Origin of the sequence: Exiguobacterium mexicanum (assembly GCF_005960665.1) — a bacterium.
Lineage (GTDB): Bacteria > Bacillota > Bacilli > Exiguobacteriales > Exiguobacteriaceae > Exiguobacterium > Exiguobacterium mexicanum_A.
Genome location: NZ_CP040675.1, coordinates 14817 through 30605, shown reverse-complemented (window position 1 = coordinate 30605; position 15789 = coordinate 14817). Strand labels below are relative to the sequence as shown.

Below are 15789 nucleotides of genomic sequence, written 5' to 3'. Positions count from 1 at the left end.
CTATTGTGCAACATTTGAGACGGTGGTACTTGTCGAAACAGTCCTTAGTCATCGTCTGATTCAACAAAATAGCTGAAAAAATAGGAAGGCAGCACTTGAAAAAAATGCTGCCTTCCTATTTGCAATTTTCCTTGTATTAAAATGATTCTATTTTTATTCCCCTACCATTCCGTCATTATCGTTATCACGCATATAGGGGTAGAGCCAATGGTCGCTCATGATCGGCATCGTGAAACCGGCGTCTTTCGCTTCCTGGATCGTCACCTGACCGTTGCCATTCGTATCTACGCTCGAGACATCGCCTGTGGCCTCAGGTGCAGCTGCGGGTTCCGGTTCACCTTCTGTTAGGCCGAGTGCTGCATTCACTTCATCCGGGTTAACGTTGTCGAAGGAATCGGTGACGACATTTCCTTTGACCGTATAGGTGTATTGGTAGTGTGACGGAATATAAGTTTTCGTATCCGGATAGGTAATGATCGCCTCGAAGTCGGTCGCGCCGCCGGCCATACGGATGACGTCCTCCATATAGGCCTGGTCCCCGTAGCGGTTGAGCGTGCTATCTTGTGGTGTGATGTTGTAGGCGTTCGAGACGCCCCCGAGCGAGTCAGCGATGACGTGGCCTTCATCGAGATCACTGTTTTCGACGCCTGAGACCTTCGCCTCGTCATGATAGTAACGGCCATCCGAGGTCACATCCTCCGAATCATCATCCTGCAAGATGATCTGATCGGCGATGACACGAATCAATTGACCATGTTCGTTCGTGAACGCCCAATACTCGCGATCTCCATATCCGATATCGACGACGACGTTCGCCTCACGGTACCCGGACAAGTCCCCACCATCAACATTGATCAGTTTATAGCCGGAGAATTGATTGTTATCCGAATTTGTGACCGTTTCTTCGGCTGTTGCAGGTTCTTCTGCAGTCGTCTCCGTATTTGCGTCGTCTGTGCTCGTTTCGGTCGTCTCGACGACTTCTTCTGTTTGAGTAGCAGGCTCCTCTGCTTTCTCATTTGTAGAAGGGGTGTTTTCACTGGTACAACCGGCCATCAGCAGGATGGCCAAAGGCAAGGCTAAGTAGGTAAATTTCATTTTGTTCTCCTTATAGCATGTATATATGTAGATGAGTCAATACGATCTATGTTCAATTATATCCTCCGCATGTTTACGATGCGCCAATCCTTCACGTTTTGTTCGTCCATATGTTGAGTGACGCGTTCGATCATTCTAAATCGTTCGCGCTGACAAAAGTTGTAGGCTTCTTCCGGTAATGGCAGTTCGACCTCAATCGTGACTTTCACTTTTTTTCTTCGTTTGTTGAATCGATTCAGCAAATGATGTTCCAGCTTCGTGATGAACGCGTCGTCACCAATACCCTCTTCTGACTTCAGTACGCCGGTTATCTCAGGACTGATTCCATCAAGGTGGTGTTTGATTTCAAACGGTGTCGCATCTAAGTACTCGCAGAGGTGATCAAAGCGCAGTAACTCTGTACCGTGATATTGCTGGATCCATTCTTGAAGTCGCATGAGGAGAACCCCTTTTTAGTTCAAGTGTACCTCGTAGGGTTTTAACAAACAGTGACGAAGTCGTGTACAGCGTATGTAAGGTGCCGCACATGAGACTTGTTCGATTTCGTAATTCTGTCCTTCCTTAAAAACGGACTTTGTTCTGAGCCTCCATCTCTGCCAGCTTTGCCTTTTTCACATCAGGATCAGTGGTGAACCGATAGCTGCTTCCCTCATGGATCCAGGTCTCATCAAGGATAATGCCATTCATAATGTGGCGATACGGCATGGCGGTACATAACGTGTATCCCTTCAGATAGTGTGCAGCTTCCTGAATGGAGACACACTCCTTTACTTCTACCCCGTCTTTAAAAATCAGGACCGGTTTATACGTCTTGTTTATTGCGATTGGTTTTCGTAAATCCATTTCTCTCACTCCTCCTATCATCACACCTTACCTATTTATGTATGTGGTCAACCGCAGGAATTAGAAGCTATTTAACAAATAGCGGATTATAATAAAGGTGTGTTGGATAATTTTACAATAATTTTAAAGTGGAGTGATAGAAGATGAATAAATTGATCAAGATTGGGAGTGCCGTTCTATTTAGTGGAGCGCTATTGGTGTCACCATACGGGGAAGCATCAGCCGCTACGAGCATTAAAGTCCATTACATCGATGTCGGACAGGGAGACGCCATCTACATCAAGATGCCGAGCGGTGAGGACGTCATCATCGACGGGGGTAACAAAGGAAAGGGCGATGCCATCGTCGCCTACCTCAAAAAGCAAAAAGTTGACGATATCGAGGTATTGATCTCGACGCATCCGGATGCGGATCATATTGGTGGATTAGACGAAATCCTAGATGCCTATCGTGTCGAGAACGTCTACGCGCCGAAAGTGAAGCACACGACCCAGGCTTACAAAGATTTTCTGCAAGCCGTCAAACGGGAAGGGAAGACCATCAAAACGGCACAGGCCGGCGTGAAGCTACCGATCAAAGGCGTCAGTGCGAAGTTTGTGGGTCCGGTCAAATCCTACTCGAACAGTGACTTGAACAACTGGAGTGCAGTCCTTCATGTAACGTACAAGAAGAACACGTTCTTGTTCACGGGAGACGCGGAACACGTTTCTGAGAAGGACATGATGGCGAAGAAGCAGACGCTCCGTGCAGATGTCTTAAAGGTGGGACATCACGGTGCCAAGACGTCGACAAGCAGTACGTTCCTGAACACGGTCAAACCGAAGCATGCTATCATCAGTGTCGGGAAGAACAGCTACGGCCATCCGACTTCCGAAGTGGTGACGAACTTGAAGCGTCAAAAAACGAACACGCTTCGCACAGATAAGAATGGCACGATCATCATTACAGGGAACGGTTCAAGTTATGCCGTAAAGAAATCAAGATGAAGCGACGGAGAGGTATCATCGATCGATTTGAAGGGGACTTGGCTGTCGTCGAATTCGGAGAAGTGATGGAGGATATTCCAAAGTCACGACTTCCAGACACGGTTCAACCTGGTGACGTGCTTTGGTTTTATGAAGATGGGAAAGTTGAAGTGGACGCCAAGGAACGCAAACGATTATCGAGTGATATCGATGAGTTGATGGATGAGCTTTGGGAAGATTAAAAACGAGTATCAATTATTCATGATTGTATTTTTAAAACTTACAAATCAGTATTTTTTAATAAAGACAAATCGGCAAATAATTTTTATCTAAATATAAAGCTCGATTGACATTGAATAAAAACTGATATAAAGTCAACAGCATAATATTCACTAGGAGGATTGTTAAGAATGATGCACGCCGGGAGATTACGCCACCACACTTTGAACAATGGCTAATTGAATATGTTCAAAGGCTCTGTTTTCATAAAACAGAGTAAATGGGAGTAGTCTGCACATTTTTATAAATCTTTGACGAAGAAACCACACACTTACAAACATAGCAGATTTACAACTCTTTTTGTCGTGTCCTTTTATTTTTGATAATGGACGCTTCTTGGTTGTAGCTCATTTACTCTTGATCACAGACACCATTTTGTCTGTGATTTTTTTATGACTTCATTTAGTTAAGTCTAATTAGAAAAGATTGAAATGAAAAAGTATTAAAAATGCATACATTTCACTTGCTTATCGCACAACATAAAAATTGGAGGAACAAATCATGAACGAATTTAAACGGCTTGCAAAAAATAAAGGATTAGATGTGTTAGAGAATAGCATTGTGGTAAATGAATCGGGTGTTGATTTTCAAGTTGCTTATGCAAAAGATACGCTTGGTAGCAAGTGGATACTAAGAATTCCTCGAAGATTAGATTCGATGAGGAGCGCCTTGAAAGAAAAGGGGGCACTAGAAATTATGGAAGAACATGTGAGTTTTCAAGTTCCAAATTGGTCAATTTTTGATGATGAACTAATTGCGTATAAGCAATTAGATGGTGTTCCGGTTGCAACAATTGATGTAGAGCAACAAGATTACATCTGGAGTTTTGACAAAGAGAATACACCACAATCTTACTATCAGTCATTAGGTAAAGTGTTGGCAGAACTACACACATTACCACATCGACACTTCAAAGAAATCGGTATCAAAACTCTATATGCTAGAGATTTAAACAGTTCAATGAAGATACGGATGGAGAAGGTGAGACAGAAGTATCATGTGAATTCAGAGCTATGGGAGCGTTGGCAAGAATGGTTGGCGAATGATTCGCTATGGCCATCGCATGTAGGTGTAAGCCACGGGGATTTACACCCTGGCCACATATTAATAAATAAGAATTTTGAGGTCTCTGGTTTGATAGATTGGACAGAAATTAGTATTGCGGACACATCTGTGGATTTTCTATCACATCTATTACTGTTTGGTAAGGATGGTTTGACAAAGTTACTCGATGCTTACGACAATGCAGGCGGAAGAACATGGCCAAGAATGGATGAGCATATAATTGAGTTGTTAACAACCAGCGCAATAACTGTAGCTGAATTCGCAGAGATATCTGACCTACAAGATATGCGTGAAACAGCTGCTCATATGCTTACACAAAATGTATGAGGTAAAAGCAATGGCAGCGCTCTGAAATTGAAAAGGGTATGATTTTTTAAATCATCATACCCACGAATGTCACCAGAGTCTTTCGATGTTAAACAATGAAATTCTTGAAAGGGACTTTTGTTCTTCATCTAACAACACGTCATGCCAGTGATTTTCAAGCGATTTCAGGACCGGTCTCTCCAAACGATTGGTTTTTTCAAGATGGTGTAAAGGATGTACGGCACTTTCCGGGACGAAGTGACCACTGACCAATGGTTGATTCGGTAATGCGATTGTATAAGCCACAAGCTGATCTTCACTGAAGTCATGATTATTGGCGATGCCGAACTGCTGAAACCCGAGACCCCTACCATGAATATACATGAGCGGCTCATCGACGCGATCCATCTTCAGGTTCGTCTCGAGGGCCGCTTTTGCGTTCAGATAGGGCTCCACCTCCTCGGGGAACACACTTTGTACGGCATGCACCCGTTCATAAAGACTGAGGTCAGCGTCTTTCCATCCCATTCGCCGCTCCAGCTGTTCAAGGTAATCAAGAGGGCTCTGTTCTTTCTCCTGTTGTAAGGTGTGTACTTTTTCTAAGTGTGACTCGATATGGTCAAGAAAGGTCGCGGACGTCTGATGGACTTCCTGCAACAATTGTTCCTTGTCTAAAAGTTCCTTGTCTTTCGTCCAACCGGCCAGATAGGAGAGCGAGAAGTCGTCCGTCGGGAACCCGAGTTGATGCGAGACGACATAGGCGACCATCTCGGCTTGGAACTCCTTCTCGGGTGCCGTGAGCGGTTGGTCTCGTTCAAAATTCCGCTCCTGGTTGTGCAGCTCCGCATGGGCGAGCTCGTGGATCAGGACGCTGATGTCCTCGATCGACGTGTTTCGTGGGTTCAAGGCGATTGCATGTAGCTCCGGATAGTAACAGCCCTTCGCCGTCCCGATCTCGTCGAGGGGTTCCTCCAATAGTGTCACATTCCGGGCATCCGCGAGCGTCGTCAAGGCGTCACGGATGTCTTGTTCGTTCTCGAGCCCGCCGTCCCGGTGATACCGTTTGAAGATGTCCGAGACCTCGATTCCTTTTTCACGCGCATCGGTCTGCGTGTACTCGAACACGTGACCAATCTTGAAGTACATCATCTTGCGTGACGGGATGCGTCCTTGTTTCACACCGTCCTTGATCGGCTTCGGTGCCTTACTGAGCGGTACCCATTCGTCCTTATGCAGGGCGTACGTCACTGGACTTGGGACGAACACCTTGATGCCACGTTCGCCTTTTTGCACCTGTGCGCCTTGCTTCTCCCAGAACGGATAAGAGCCGACCGCGACCGCACCAGGAAATTGGGACTCGATCAAGACCGCGTTCCGCATCGAGTATTGATGGAACTTACCGAGGAACTGTAGATGTTCTCGAATCTTTTCTGGGCTCTCGAAGTAGCTGTCGATCTGTTTTTCCATCTGTTCCGTCAAAGCCTCGAGCTCGGCTTTCCGTTCTTCGTTCGTCTTCATCTTGGCCATCGTGTCAGACTCCTTCCTTCAACAAGTCGGTGACAGAGTCTTCAGTATCCGTAAACTCGTTCAGTTCACGTTCGAGTTGTGGCGACATTTCCGGGATGTCGAGTAACAGCCGTGTCCGTTCGAAATTGACGGGAAGCAAGACGATCTCGTCTTGCGCGATGGCGGTTAAAAGCTGATGCTCAGACATTGATATCAGAATGTCGTACCGTTTTCCATAGATGAGGACCGTGACGGTTTTCGGTTGAAGCGTCAACAGTTGTCCCATCGTGAAGGGACGTTCAAGTGGTCGCATAAGATTCATCCTCTCTCGAAAGTTAGTGTGTCCTTCTTCTGTTTTTGATGCTCGATGCGTTCCTGGACGATACGTTCTGCCGTCGCGAGGAACGTCGGCTTGAACTGGTCCGTCGTCATAATGTCCTCGATTCCCTCGGTCTGCATGAGCGCCTGCAGGAGCTCAGTCAGGATCTGTCCGTGACGGTCAGAACGGTTCGCGGCGAGCCGAATCCGCTCGAGTTCCGTTGAAACCTGTTCATTCATCATTTCCTCGATATGACGGGAGACCTGCGTGCTGATCGAGCGGGTAAGGAACTGCATGTCCCACTTCTCGTCGGCCAGTTTTCTACGTTCTTCTGCGATATGGTCGATGACCTGACCGAGGTGGCCGAAGCGTTTGTCGTCGGCGAACTCTTCTAAATACGCGACCGTCTCCGGTTTCAATCGAAGACGGATCTGTCTCAACTCTTCCATCGTCCTCCCTCACTTTCCATATTCGATGTCCCGCTCCAGCTGTTCGAAAGCGCGTTGGTTATTCAAATGTTCGAACTCGTCGTTCATGTGCCGCTCAATCCGGTAGAGTGATTCGTTGAATATCTTTTGTTGTTTGAACGCACGTCGGACCGGATGCTTGGGGGTCTTATTTTTCTCGAATATCACCTGTTCTTTTGACAAGTCGCACATCTCGGAGAGGATGGCATTCCCCATCCGCGTGTAGAGGTCCTGTCGCTTCGTCGTCCGGTACCGCTCGGCCTTCTCCGTGTCGCCGTAGCTACGACGATGGAACGACACCTCTTGCTCGAGCCGCTCGTTGAAGGCCTGGAACTCTGATTTGAAGTGAATGTCGATGTAGCGGTCGGTCAAGCGGTCGAGCGATTCACGGAGTGGCTGCATCCCGTTCATGTTGTAGCGCCATTGACGTTTGTCCTCCGGCAACCGTTCATAGATGTCCTTGAATTGACGGACGAGTTCGGGATGCAGGACACGGTTCGAGAGCATTTGAATCTTCCGGTTTCGTTTATGGGTGACCAGTTCGTCTCTTATGAACGCATTCAGTTTCTCCTGTTCTTTCGTCCGGTCGGCGAGGGAATGGATGACCTTCGACTTCATCAGCTCGATCGATTTTGGTTTGCGTTTGCCGCGCTCGCGCATATGGCTCGTCTCGACGATGGCGACATGGACGTGGATGTTGTCGGTGTTGTAATGCACGGCGCCGGTCCAGTAGGCATGGACCATCTTTTCTTTTTGGAGCATCGCCTCGACCGCGTTCCGTGTCGCCTGGATCAACCGTTTCTCGTCGACGAGGTCATCGTGGAGCACACCGGTCTCCCGTAGCCAGGCGTTATCGAACGAGATGACGTCCTGCCAGAGGATGCTCCCGTCCGCTTGTGCGTGTTTGAAGATGTCACGGACGGTGCGACGCTTTTCTTGGTCCAACCGGTCGTCCTCGCGTGTGAAGAGACCGCTCGATTTCGTCTCGTCTTCCATATAGTCGTGATACGTCTCGAACTGATCGGGGCTGTCTTTCGCATCCGGTCGATTGATGTAATCGAGGTATGTCGTGTAGCGACGTGACTTCTTTTTTGTGCTCGGCACCTTGAACTTCGACTTGATGACGACGCCCGGTGTCTCACGCATCCTGCATCACCTCGTTCAACAAACGGGTCACCTCGGCGAGCTCGTCTGCGCTCCGTTTCAGGTGGAGCGTGTTCGCCTCGAGCTGTCGTTCGAGCCGCTCGACCTGCGTCGATTGGATGCCGTTCGCACACCAGGAGGCGAGCAGTTCTTTCAAGTATTGTTGCCGGGAGCGGTTGTGTTCCTTCGCCCATTCATCGATTTGCTTCACGATGACGGGGTCGATGTCGCGGAGTAACAGATCCATCTGCCTGACCACCTTTCTAGAGGCTGTATATTGCCGAGGTCCTAAAAGTTCGTTCAAAGAGCATAAGGGGAAACTGCTATCACTTGTCGTGATAGCCCAGGCAGAGCCTGGGGTTTCCGTGATATCACCAAAAGTCTGAAAATGGCACGAAATGTGCCAGTAAAACCAGCGATTTGGCACGAAATGTGCCACTTAAATCGATAGTTCCCGGAGCCGGACGCGCAATTTGTCGTGCTTTTCTTCGAGCGCTTGGACCGACTGTTCGAGCTTTTCAAGTTCTAGTGTGAGCTCGTCACGCTTCCGGACGAGGTCGAAGATCTCGTTCTCCTGTTCGACCTGTTCGTCGAGCGAGAGGTAGGGAAGTTCGTCTTCAAGTTCCTCTTTGTCACGGTCGAGTCGCTCGATCTGTTGCCGCTGCGCCTCGACTGATTGTTGCGTCGTTTCCACCTGTCGTTCGGTCTCCGCGAGCTCATCCTCGACGAATAGTCTCGTGAAAGTTGTCTCGTCAGATGAGGTATGGTTCGCCTGTTCGATGGTCCGACGGTCGGCATAGAGGGACGTCAACAGACTGCTCTCTCGTTCCTCGGGTGTGAGTGATTCGATTGCTTGTGACTCGTCCACCCCATAGATTCGGATGGCGAGCTGGTCGAAGTCGTTCGGCACGTCCTTCAATTCGAGCACGTACTGATTGTTCCGTTCATACAGCGATGTGACTTCCTTCTCGGAATCAGGACGTGCCTTATAGACGTAGCGGAAGAGATGATCGTTCGTGTTACCTGGTGCTTCATCGAGTGAGAGTCGAATGCGCATTGTCTTCGTCTTCGTATCGTAACTAGACGCGTGGAGCGTCACGGTCTCCCCGTTCGGGAGTCGGATTGCCTCGTTGATCGGCGTCTCATTGACCGGTGCCTCTTCAGCAAAGAAGAACGACGAAGTACCGAAAAAGAGGAAGCCGATGACAAAGAATACGCCGAGTCCGAGGTAGAACCGGGAGACGTTCTGGGTGAGACGCCGTCGCGTTTGTCGTCGCATCTAGATCCCTCCTTTCGGTGTCAGATCTTCCATTTCTGTGACGACCAAACGTCCGTCGATGGACTCGAACGTCAGGGCCAACAGTTCTTGCGTCGTCTCTTCATAACCCGTCTCGGTGATCAACAGGTCTTGTTCGAATCGCACGAGGCAATCTTCTCCGGAGACAGAAGGGAACACCTCGATGTCGCGGACGATCGTCTCGAACGTGCCGACGTCACTGCCGTCAGCGGCGAAGAGCGTGGCCGCGAGTTCCTCGGACATGACACCTTTCGCCTGTCGTTTCTGGGTCGTGTAACTGTCCTTCGTGATGGTAAAGGCATACTCGATGAAGCGCGTCGCGCGTGTCACCAGCTCTTCCATTCGTTCCGTCTCCGTCGAAGCGACGACTGGTGCAGTGTCTGACGGCGTATTTTCGGAGGTTGCCGATTCAGAGTGAGTGACGCTCTCATTTTTCGTCTCGCTCGTGTCTGAAGTACTCGTGACAGCCGTCGCTTGTTGATAGAAAAAGACGTTCGCTGCGATCGAAATCAGGAGCAGTACCCCGAACAGATATGCGAGGTGACGTGCGGTGAAGTTCATTCTTCCTCCTCCTTTTCATACATGCATGACTTATAATCCGAAGACCGGGGCGGGATTGATATGACCGGACCATTCAGCCGTCTTGATCTCGAAGTGCAGATGGTTCCCGCTCGAACGGCCGGTCGTGCCGCAGTACCCGAGCGCTTGCCCAGCGTCGATCTGTTGACCCGTTTGGACGCCAAGACGACTCAGGTGCGCATACGCCGTAATGTAATTGTCGTGCTGGACCTGGACGAGATTGCCGTATGGTCCGCGGTTCCCGCTATAGATGACGGTGCCGCTCTTGACCGCGTGGATCGTGTCGGACGGGGTGCAACTGAAGTCGATCCCGGTGTGGTTGTCCCGTTGTCCGAAGACGACGCGCCACCCGAAACGCGATGTCACGTTGAGCGGGATGGAGAGCGGAGAACGTAACCCCGACAACAGTTCTTTCGTGATAATCCCATCGGCGACGGCGACCGGCGCGAGGTATTTCAACACCGCGTCGACGTATTCGATGTCCCCGTAACAGGCGCCGTGCTGGACCGCACTCGGGCGATGACAACGATAGACATCGGTATGTTTCACGCGTTGGTACATCATCTGAGAGAACGAGATGGCGAGCTCTTTCGAGTACCGTCCTCCGTTCTGTTGCACATAGTCAATAAAGCCGCCTCCGAAGTTGTAACTCTGTAGCGTGAGCTGCACGTCACGGTTCGCCCGTTCGAAGACGGAGGCGAAATGTTCGACGCCGTAGACGATGCTCTCCTCGGGGGAGGTGATGCATCCAATGCGTCCACACTTCGATTCGCTCGCCTGCATCGGGTCGTTCCCGCGTCCGCCACTCTCCTGCATCATGAGCGCGAGTACGAGGTTCGTTTGTTCGGCCAGTCCGTGCTTCGACAGTTCCGATTCGACCAAGGCTCGATATTGGAGCACCTGGTCGCTCACTTGAAGACCGCCCGCCGTGTCGAACGTGACGTCGGTCGGTAGTTCGTTCTGGACACCTGTGAGCGTGTCGAGGATGCCGACGACGAGGATGACAAGGAACAAGACGAGTGCCGCGATGCCGAGCAGGATGAGTCGCCACTTGAGCGTCACGAGCTGCCATTTCGCTGTGATGGCGAAGCGCGCCGTCCGTTTCGCGGCCGCCCACATCAGGCACCTCCACCGAACAGGGCGAGCTCCTCGGGCGCGACATCGACGTCAAAGATGAGGTTCTGCACGCCGGAAATGCTGAGGACGACACGCCCCGTCTCGAGCGAGGGGATGATGCGCATCTCGGAATTTGAGAGTTGGCCATCAAACACCGTTTGGATGATCGGGATGCTCTCCGCGTCCTGCTCGCCGATAATCTTGTATTGCGTCAATTGGAAGAGCGACTTGACGTTCTCGGCGTTCTCGGACTTCGATCCGGCCGGCACGAAGTCGGTGATCAAGTGCGACACGAAGAAGATGCCGCCGAAATACTTGCGTGCCTCGCGCATACAACGTTGCAGATACAGGATGGCCGGTTGGGCGATGTCGCGCGTGTTGATCAAGTGGTGCGCCTCGTCGATGACGATGAGGTACTTGCATGCCTCCTCGGTCCGGAGCACACCCTGGTTATAGGCTTTCAGTTGACTCGAGCCGTTGGCAATCATCCCGTCCCACAGCATGTTCATGAGCGAGAACACCTGCGCCTGGAACACCTCGTCCCGTAGGCTTGTCAGGTTCCGGAGCGGGAACGACACGATGAGCTCTTCGTCGAACCGGTCGATCGAGGAGTGTCCGTCGAAGATGTTGCCGTAGTTATGGACGAGGTTCGTGACGGCGAGTTCGATGTTCTCGAGGCGCCGGACCCGGTTCGGACTGATCGCATCCTTGATCGAGGTGCGCGTGTCATCCGTATAGAGCTCGCGCCGCACGAGAGTTAAGAAGTCCGAGAACGTCGGGTACCGGTTCGCCGGGTGCGTCGTGATCGGCAGTTCGCCTTGTTCGTCCCAGAGTCCGTGCCGAACGTATAAATCGCGAAGCAGGATCTCGAACTCGTTCGTCTCTTCCTGCGTCGCCGCCGGGTTGATGTAGTGATAGAATACGGCCATCTTCGAGAGATGCTGCATGAACGAGAGTGCCTCGTTGGCACTGCCGTCGTTATTCGTCACCGTCTTATAGACATGGAGCGGATTGATGAGCCCGGCCGACCCGTCGAGCGCGATTTCTTTCCCGCCAAGCTGACGCACGAGGTCGGAGAACTCGCCCGTGACGTCGAGGATGCGTATCTTGTTGCCCTTAATCGCCTGGTCGAGCACGGTCTTTTTGAGGAGCGTCGACTTGCCGGACCCCATCTTGCCGATCATGAGCGCGTTATAGAACTTGCGCTGTTTGTCCTTATGGAACAGGTCAAAGATGACGCTACCGTTCGTGTCGGTCGTCCCGTAATACGTGCCGGTCGCGTCCTGGAGCGACGTGAAGTGGAACGGGTAGCCGCCGGCGATGGAGAGGGACGGGATCTCTTTCCCACGGCGCCGGTTCGGGAGCTTTTGTTGCTGGTCATAGCTCGTGAACAGGCTCTGCCACTCCCATTCCTGTTCGTTCAGGAAAATTGTCGAGCGGAAATTCCGGGCTTCGAGCTCTTCCATCATTTCCTGCACTTTCACCTCGAGCGCGTCGAGCGTCTTCGCCTTCACGTAGAGGCGCAGATGCAGATACTTCATCGTCTCACCCTGGGTGATTTGTTCGTAGAGCTCGTTCAGTTCCTTATATGTCTCTCGGGCGTCGATGCGGTCGATGTTGTCCTTCGCGTTCTCAAAGCGTGTGTTCTGTTCGGCCATCGATTTGTTGATGGTCTGGATGATCTCACGCTTGTCGGCCGTCCCGATGTCGAGCGTCGTCAAAACGCCCGGCATGTTCAGGATCGGTTCGAGCCAGTAGTCATAGACAAGCGACTGATATTTATAGACGTGGAGGCACGACAGATAGCCGTCCCCGAGCCGGACGAAATTGGCGTCGAACTTAACACCGCCCTGCGGCTGGATCTTAGCGATGACGTCGGGATTGTAGCCTTTCTCGATCTTGACGGTCTCCGGGTCCGGTTGTTTGGATAACTTGTCACGCAGGCGCTGCCACATGCGCGTCACTCCTTTCTTCAGGCGTCGAGTTGCGGTTTCGTGTTCGGGTTGTTCAGCTGATAGAGCACATGCACCTTCTGATCGAGCGTCAGCTCGCGCATCGGGTTTGAGCGACGGAGCAGTTTATAGAGTTGCGTCTTTCGCTCCCGTAGCGTCCGCTCGTCGTCGGCATAAAAAAAGAGGAGATAATCGCGATTGGTGCGATGCTCCTCGAGGTATTCAAGCTCCTGCTTCTTCTTCAACAAGAAGGGCAGATAGGCCGGTGTGTGATTATGTCGAATCTGTCGTTCGATGCCGATCTTCTGCCGTTCGAGACTGAGCGGTGTGTTCATCGGCACGACCTTAAGCGGGTGCGTGTACGCCTGCAGGAGATAGGCGAGCGAGAACACATCATGGTCCTTTTCCTCTTCATTCAATGAATAGATGTCCTTTGAGGTGAGCTGGACCATGTCGAGATAGGTCCCGTCGCGCATCTCGAACGACTCGGTCCCGGTGATGTCGACGACCGGCATCAGCTCGGCGACCGTCGGTTTGATGACGACCTTGTCTTTGACCTTCCGTTTCTCGACCACGTCCTGTTCGTCGAACCAGGTGCCTGTGCGTCTCGGTTCCTGTAGTGTGTCTTCGATGAACGCCATTTCAATCACGTCCTTTCGTCTGCGCGTCGAGCGCGAGATAGGTATCTTTCCGTTTGATAAGCGCGTAGTAGAGCGCGTGAACCATCCGTTTCTGCGGATTCGTCGCCGGTCGGAGCACCATGAACAGCCCGAAGACGACGAGGAAGATCGTGAACGGGATGTGTAGCAAGGACGGGATGAACGGGAGCGTCACGAGGCGGAGCACGATGAGCCCGACGAGGAACAGGAAGTCATGCAGATAGAGCATCTTGTTGATCTTGAGCTCGGTCGTGACCTCGTTCGGGATTCGGTAGTTGCGCATAGGTCATCACTCCTTCTTCTTGATGTTGTCAGGTTTAGGCGGCGAGGTCGGATAAATCCGTCGCGTTTCTTCATGATTCTGGCTATGACGGTGCGTATGATTCTCACGCACCTGTTCAATGACCTCGGTCTCGACGTCGAGCACGGTGTCTTGATGGATGGTCCGTCGGGCGCGTCCTTGATGTTTCGCTGTTGCCGCATCACTCGAATCCATCGTTGATGATGAAGACGAGGATGAGTCATTTGAATGTGGTGCCTCATAAGGTGTCGGTGACGTCACGTCGTTTCGGGCTACCGATTCGTTGTGACGGTGGTCTGGTCCAGACACGGCATCAATGGACCCGGTAACCGGTTCGATAGTCGACGAAGCAGGGACTGGAGAATGACCAGAACTTGAATGGTCGCGAATCGATTCCGGGTTCGTCGCATGAATCGATTCGGGAGACGTGCGACCTGCCGCTTCCTTCACGTGTGTAGAGCCTTGCGATTCCGGTTCTGATTCTTGACCACTGATTGGTTGCGCAACGTCCTTCGGAATTGTCGGATTCTCTTGATCGGCCTGCGTGCGACTGGCGGTTTGATTCGCCTGGGCGAACTCATTCGCATCAATCTGTCGCTCATTGTCCATCCTTTGTGGAGTTTGGCTCGCCGCATTAAGCGGTGAACCATTCTGAGGAACGGAGTTTGTATCCATCCGAGTCGTCGCGGCCTCATGGAGCGATGGCATCTTCGGTGCGCCTTGTGTGGCACGTGCGACCTTTGAGACCGCGTGGGCACTTACCGAGGTCACGCCTTTCCCGGCGGCATAGGCACCGAGAGCGACACCCCAGCCCCGTTTAAGCCCGGCATCGATCCCAAACAGCCGCTCGACCATGTTTGGCCCATCGATCAATGCGACCGAGAAGGCGATGAGGGCGATCAGGTAGGCGAACCCGTCCAACGTCTCTGCGAGATAGGCGGTCCCGATCGTGTACAATTTGATGGAGACGAAGATCAGAATGATCACGAGGAACGTGTTCAAAATGCTTTGGATGACCTTTTTCGTCTTTTGACCACTGTGCAGATCGGCCGGTGCGACGAGGATTGCCAAGACATAGTTGAAGGCAAGCTCGAACGAGAGACGAGCCAGTTTGTAGGCGATCGAGAACAGCGTGAAGCCCATGATTCCGAGTGTCACGAAGATGGTCAACCAGTTCGGCTGATAGCGGTAGTAATACTGGTTGTTCCATTCGACGCCACTTTGATCGAGTTTACCGAGACTTGTCTCTTTTCCGTTCCATAGAATATAGGAATCGGCCAATTTGTTTCCGGTTGCCGATAAGTCATAGTTGTTCTTGTCGAAAATTTCATTAATTCGGATATTATCAATCAACTCAGTCGGAATGGCATTTAATGATTCGCCTGTATTAGCATCAAAATTCTTCGAATCGTGCTCAATCAAATCATGTACATTCCGCTTTAAGATACTCTCAGATAATGAGGCTTCTCCGTCGTAAAGCGAGTCTGTTCCGATTTCTGCGATTGCCTCATCAGAGAACTCCTGAATTCGGCTCATAGTTGGTGAAAGTAAACCTAAGATCAATAGTGTGATGAACAGGTTGATCAAAAAACTCTCACGTTCAAATTTCTTTTGGAAAATCAACAAGTACCCAGTGAACAAGAAACTTCCTGCTAAAAGAACATACAAAAAAGGTTGAATCGTAAGAACGAATTCAACCACTTGTTCATTATTGAAGAATGTATTGGTTAATAGGATTTGATTTGTGATTGATTCAAGGCCGTCAATCAAGACTGATAGTCCTCTGACAAGAATCCATCCCATTGAGCGCAGTGCGTCATTGACCATACTACTTATTTGGAGTACATCTTCGTATTCCTGTAATTTGGTGATTAAATCGGAATCAGCCATTGAAAGA

At 50.9% G+C, this 15789-nt stretch carries 18 protein-coding genes; 3 read left to right on the top strand and 15 right to left on the bottom strand.

Annotated features, from left to right (window positions below; genetic code table 11):
• Positions 1-153 precede the first annotated feature (153 nt).
• The 3 genes from FED52_RS00195 to FED52_RS00185 form a co-directional block, all read right to left on the bottom strand.
• Positions 154-1095: a DNA/RNA non-specific endonuclease gene (locus FED52_RS00195; RefSeq protein WP_114167509.1), complete on the bottom strand. Its 942-nt coding sequence runs from the start codon at positions 1093-1095 to the stop codon at positions 154-156.
• A 56-nt stretch (positions 1096-1151) separates the two neighbouring features.
• Entirely contained in the window at positions 1152-1532 is a 381-nt protein-coding gene (locus FED52_RS00190) for a hypothetical protein (RefSeq protein WP_029596478.1), read from the bottom strand.
• A 124-nt stretch (positions 1533-1656) separates the two neighbouring features.
• The gene (locus FED52_RS00185; protein ID WP_029596479.1) at positions 1657-1938 is read right to left on the bottom strand and encodes a hypothetical protein; all 282 of its coding nucleotides are present in this window, start codon (positions 1936-1938) and stop codon (positions 1657-1659) included.
• 143 nt (positions 1939-2081) lie between these two features.
• On the opposite strand from FED52_RS00185, the gene FED52_RS00180 reads away from it, so the two are divergent.
• From FED52_RS00180 to mphN, 3 genes are all read left to right on the top strand, one after another.
• Positions 2082-2924: a ComEC/Rec2 family competence protein gene (locus tag FED52_RS00180; protein ID WP_131472583.1), complete on the top strand. Its 843-nt coding sequence runs from the start codon at positions 2082-2084 to the stop codon at positions 2922-2924.
• Positions 2921-3145, top strand: a complete 225-nt coding sequence (locus tag FED52_RS00175) for a DUF3006 domain-containing protein (protein WP_024127775.1) — start codon at positions 2921-2923, stop codon at positions 3143-3145. Before FED52_RS00180 ends, FED52_RS00175 begins: the two co-directional genes overlap by 4 nt.
• A 538-nt stretch (positions 3146-3683) precedes the next feature.
• Positions 3684-4574, top strand: a complete 891-nt coding sequence (mphN, locus tag FED52_RS00170; RefSeq protein ID WP_131472585.1) for a macrolide 2'-phosphotransferase MphN — start codon at positions 3684-3686, stop codon at positions 4572-4574.
• A gap of 69 nt (positions 4575-4643) precedes the next feature.
• Here mphN and FED52_RS00165 read toward each other — a convergent pair whose 3' ends face one another.
• From FED52_RS00165 to FED52_RS00110, 12 genes are all read right to left on the bottom strand, one after another.
• Entirely contained in the window at positions 4644-6080 is a 1437-nt protein-coding gene (locus FED52_RS00165; RefSeq protein ID WP_138858530.1) for an ImmA/IrrE family metallo-endopeptidase, read from the bottom strand.
• 4 nt (positions 6081-6084) lie between these two features.
• Positions 6085-6372, bottom strand: a complete 288-nt coding sequence (locus FED52_RS00160) for a hypothetical protein (RefSeq protein WP_138858529.1) — start codon at positions 6370-6372, stop codon at positions 6085-6087.
• Positions 6373-6377: 5 nt separating this feature from the next.
• A complete protein-coding gene (locus FED52_RS00155) occupies positions 6378-6827 on the bottom strand; it encodes a hypothetical protein (RefSeq protein WP_138858528.1) in 450 nt (149 codons plus the stop codon).
• A gap of 9 nt (positions 6828-6836) precedes the next feature.
• Positions 6837-7991: a MobP2 family relaxase gene (gene mobP2, locus FED52_RS00150; protein WP_138858527.1), complete on the bottom strand. Its 1155-nt coding sequence runs from the start codon at positions 7989-7991 to the stop codon at positions 6837-6839.
• Positions 7984-8235, bottom strand: coding sequence for a hypothetical protein (locus FED52_RS00145; protein WP_029596487.1), 252 nt, complete (start codon positions 8233-8235; stop codon positions 7984-7986). The genes mobP2 and FED52_RS00145 overlap by 8 nt, the downstream gene beginning before the upstream one ends.
• 192 nt (positions 8236-8427) lie before the next feature.
• A complete protein-coding gene (locus FED52_RS00140; RefSeq protein ID WP_138858526.1) occupies positions 8428-9267 on the bottom strand; it encodes a hypothetical protein in 840 nt (279 codons plus the stop codon).
• Positions 9268-9846, bottom strand: a complete 579-nt coding sequence (locus tag FED52_RS00135) for a hypothetical protein (RefSeq protein ID WP_138858525.1) — start codon at positions 9844-9846, stop codon at positions 9268-9270.
• A 30-nt stretch (positions 9847-9876) separates the two neighbouring features.
• The gene (locus FED52_RS00130; protein WP_138858524.1) at positions 9877-10983 is read right to left on the bottom strand and encodes a lysozyme family protein; all 1107 of its coding nucleotides are present in this window, start codon (positions 10981-10983) and stop codon (positions 9877-9879) included.
• The gene (locus FED52_RS00125; protein ID WP_205729334.1) at positions 10983-12935 is read right to left on the bottom strand and encodes a VirB4 family type IV secretion system protein; all 1953 of its coding nucleotides are present in this window, start codon (positions 12933-12935) and stop codon (positions 10983-10985) included. The genes FED52_RS00130 and FED52_RS00125 overlap by 1 nt, the downstream gene beginning before the upstream one ends.
• Positions 12936-12952: 17 nt before the next feature.
• A complete protein-coding gene (locus tag FED52_RS00120) occupies positions 12953-13573 on the bottom strand; it encodes a TraC-like domain-containing protein (RefSeq protein WP_138858523.1) in 621 nt (206 codons plus the stop codon).
• 1 nt (position 13574) lies between these two features.
• Positions 13575-13874, bottom strand: a complete 300-nt coding sequence (locus FED52_RS00115) for a DUF5592 family protein (RefSeq protein ID WP_138858522.1) — start codon at positions 13872-13874, stop codon at positions 13575-13577.
• 6 nt (positions 13875-13880) lie between these two features.
• Positions 13881-15782 carry a pLS20_p028 family conjugation system transmembrane protein gene (locus tag FED52_RS00110; protein ID WP_346764548.1) on the bottom strand — a complete coding sequence of 634 codons (1902 nt, stop codon included), beginning with the start codon at positions 15780-15782 and terminating at the stop codon, positions 13881-13883.
• Between the last annotated feature and the right edge of the window lie 7 nt (positions 15783-15789).

Bases quoted from the DNA above. Each gene is read 5' to 3' on its own strand.
- FED52_RS00195 (WP_114167509.1), bottom strand. From the start codon at position 1,095: ATGAAATTTACCTACTTAGCCTTGCCTTTGGCCATCCTGCTGATGGCC.
- FED52_RS00190 (WP_029596478.1), bottom strand. From the start codon at position 1,532: ATGCGACTTCAAGAATGGATCCAGCAATATCACGGTACAGAGTTACTG.
- FED52_RS00185 (WP_029596479.1), bottom strand. From the start codon at position 1,938: ATGGATTTACGAAAACCAATCGCAATAAACAAGACGTATAAACCGGTC.
- FED52_RS00180 (WP_131472583.1), top strand. From the start codon at position 2,082: ATGAATAAATTGATCAAGATTGGGAGTGCCGTTCTATTTAGTGGAGCG.
- FED52_RS00175 (WP_024127775.1), top strand. From the start codon at position 2,921: ATGAAGCGACGGAGAGGTATCATCGATCGATTTGAAGGGGACTTGGCT.
- mphN (WP_131472585.1), top strand. From the start codon at position 3,684: ATGAACGAATTTAAACGGCTTGCAAAAAATAAAGGATTAGATGTGTTA.
- FED52_RS00165 (WP_138858530.1), bottom strand. From the start codon at position 6,080: ATGGCCAAGATGAAGACGAACGAAGAACGGAAAGCCGAGCTCGAGGCT.
- FED52_RS00160 (WP_138858529.1), bottom strand. From the start codon at position 6,372: ATGCGACCACTTGAACGTCCCTTCACGATGGGACAACTGTTGACGCTT.
- FED52_RS00155 (WP_138858528.1), bottom strand. From the start codon at position 6,827: ATGGAAGAGTTGAGACAGATCCGTCTTCGATTGAAACCGGAGACGGTC.
- mobP2 (WP_138858527.1), bottom strand. From the start codon at position 7,991: ATGCGTGAGACACCGGGCGTCGTCATCAAGTCGAAGTTCAAGGTGCCG.
- FED52_RS00145 (WP_029596487.1), bottom strand. From the start codon at position 8,235: ATGGATCTGTTACTCCGCGACATCGACCCCGTCATCGTGAAGCAAATC.
- FED52_RS00140 (WP_138858526.1), bottom strand. From the start codon at position 9,267: ATGCGACGACAAACGCGACGGCGTCTCACCCAGAACGTCTCCCGGTTC.
- FED52_RS00135 (WP_138858525.1), bottom strand. From the start codon at position 9,846: ATGAACTTCACCGCACGTCACCTCGCATATCTGTTCGGGGTACTGCTC.
- FED52_RS00130 (WP_138858524.1), bottom strand. From the start codon at position 10,983: ATGTGGGCGGCCGCGAAACGGACGGCGCGCTTCGCCATCACAGCGAAA.
- FED52_RS00125 (WP_205729334.1), bottom strand. From the start codon at position 12,935: ATGTGGCAGCGCCTGCGTGACAAGTTATCCAAACAACCGGACCCGGAG.
- FED52_RS00120 (WP_138858523.1), bottom strand. From the start codon at position 13,573: ATGGCGTTCATCGAAGACACACTACAGGAACCGAGACGCACAGGCACC.
- FED52_RS00115 (WP_138858522.1), bottom strand. From the start codon at position 13,874: ATGCGCAACTACCGAATCCCGAACGAGGTCACGACCGAGCTCAAGATC.
- FED52_RS00110 (WP_346764548.1), bottom strand. From the start codon at position 15,782: ATGGCTGATTCCGATTTAATCACCAAATTACAGGAATACGAAGATGTA.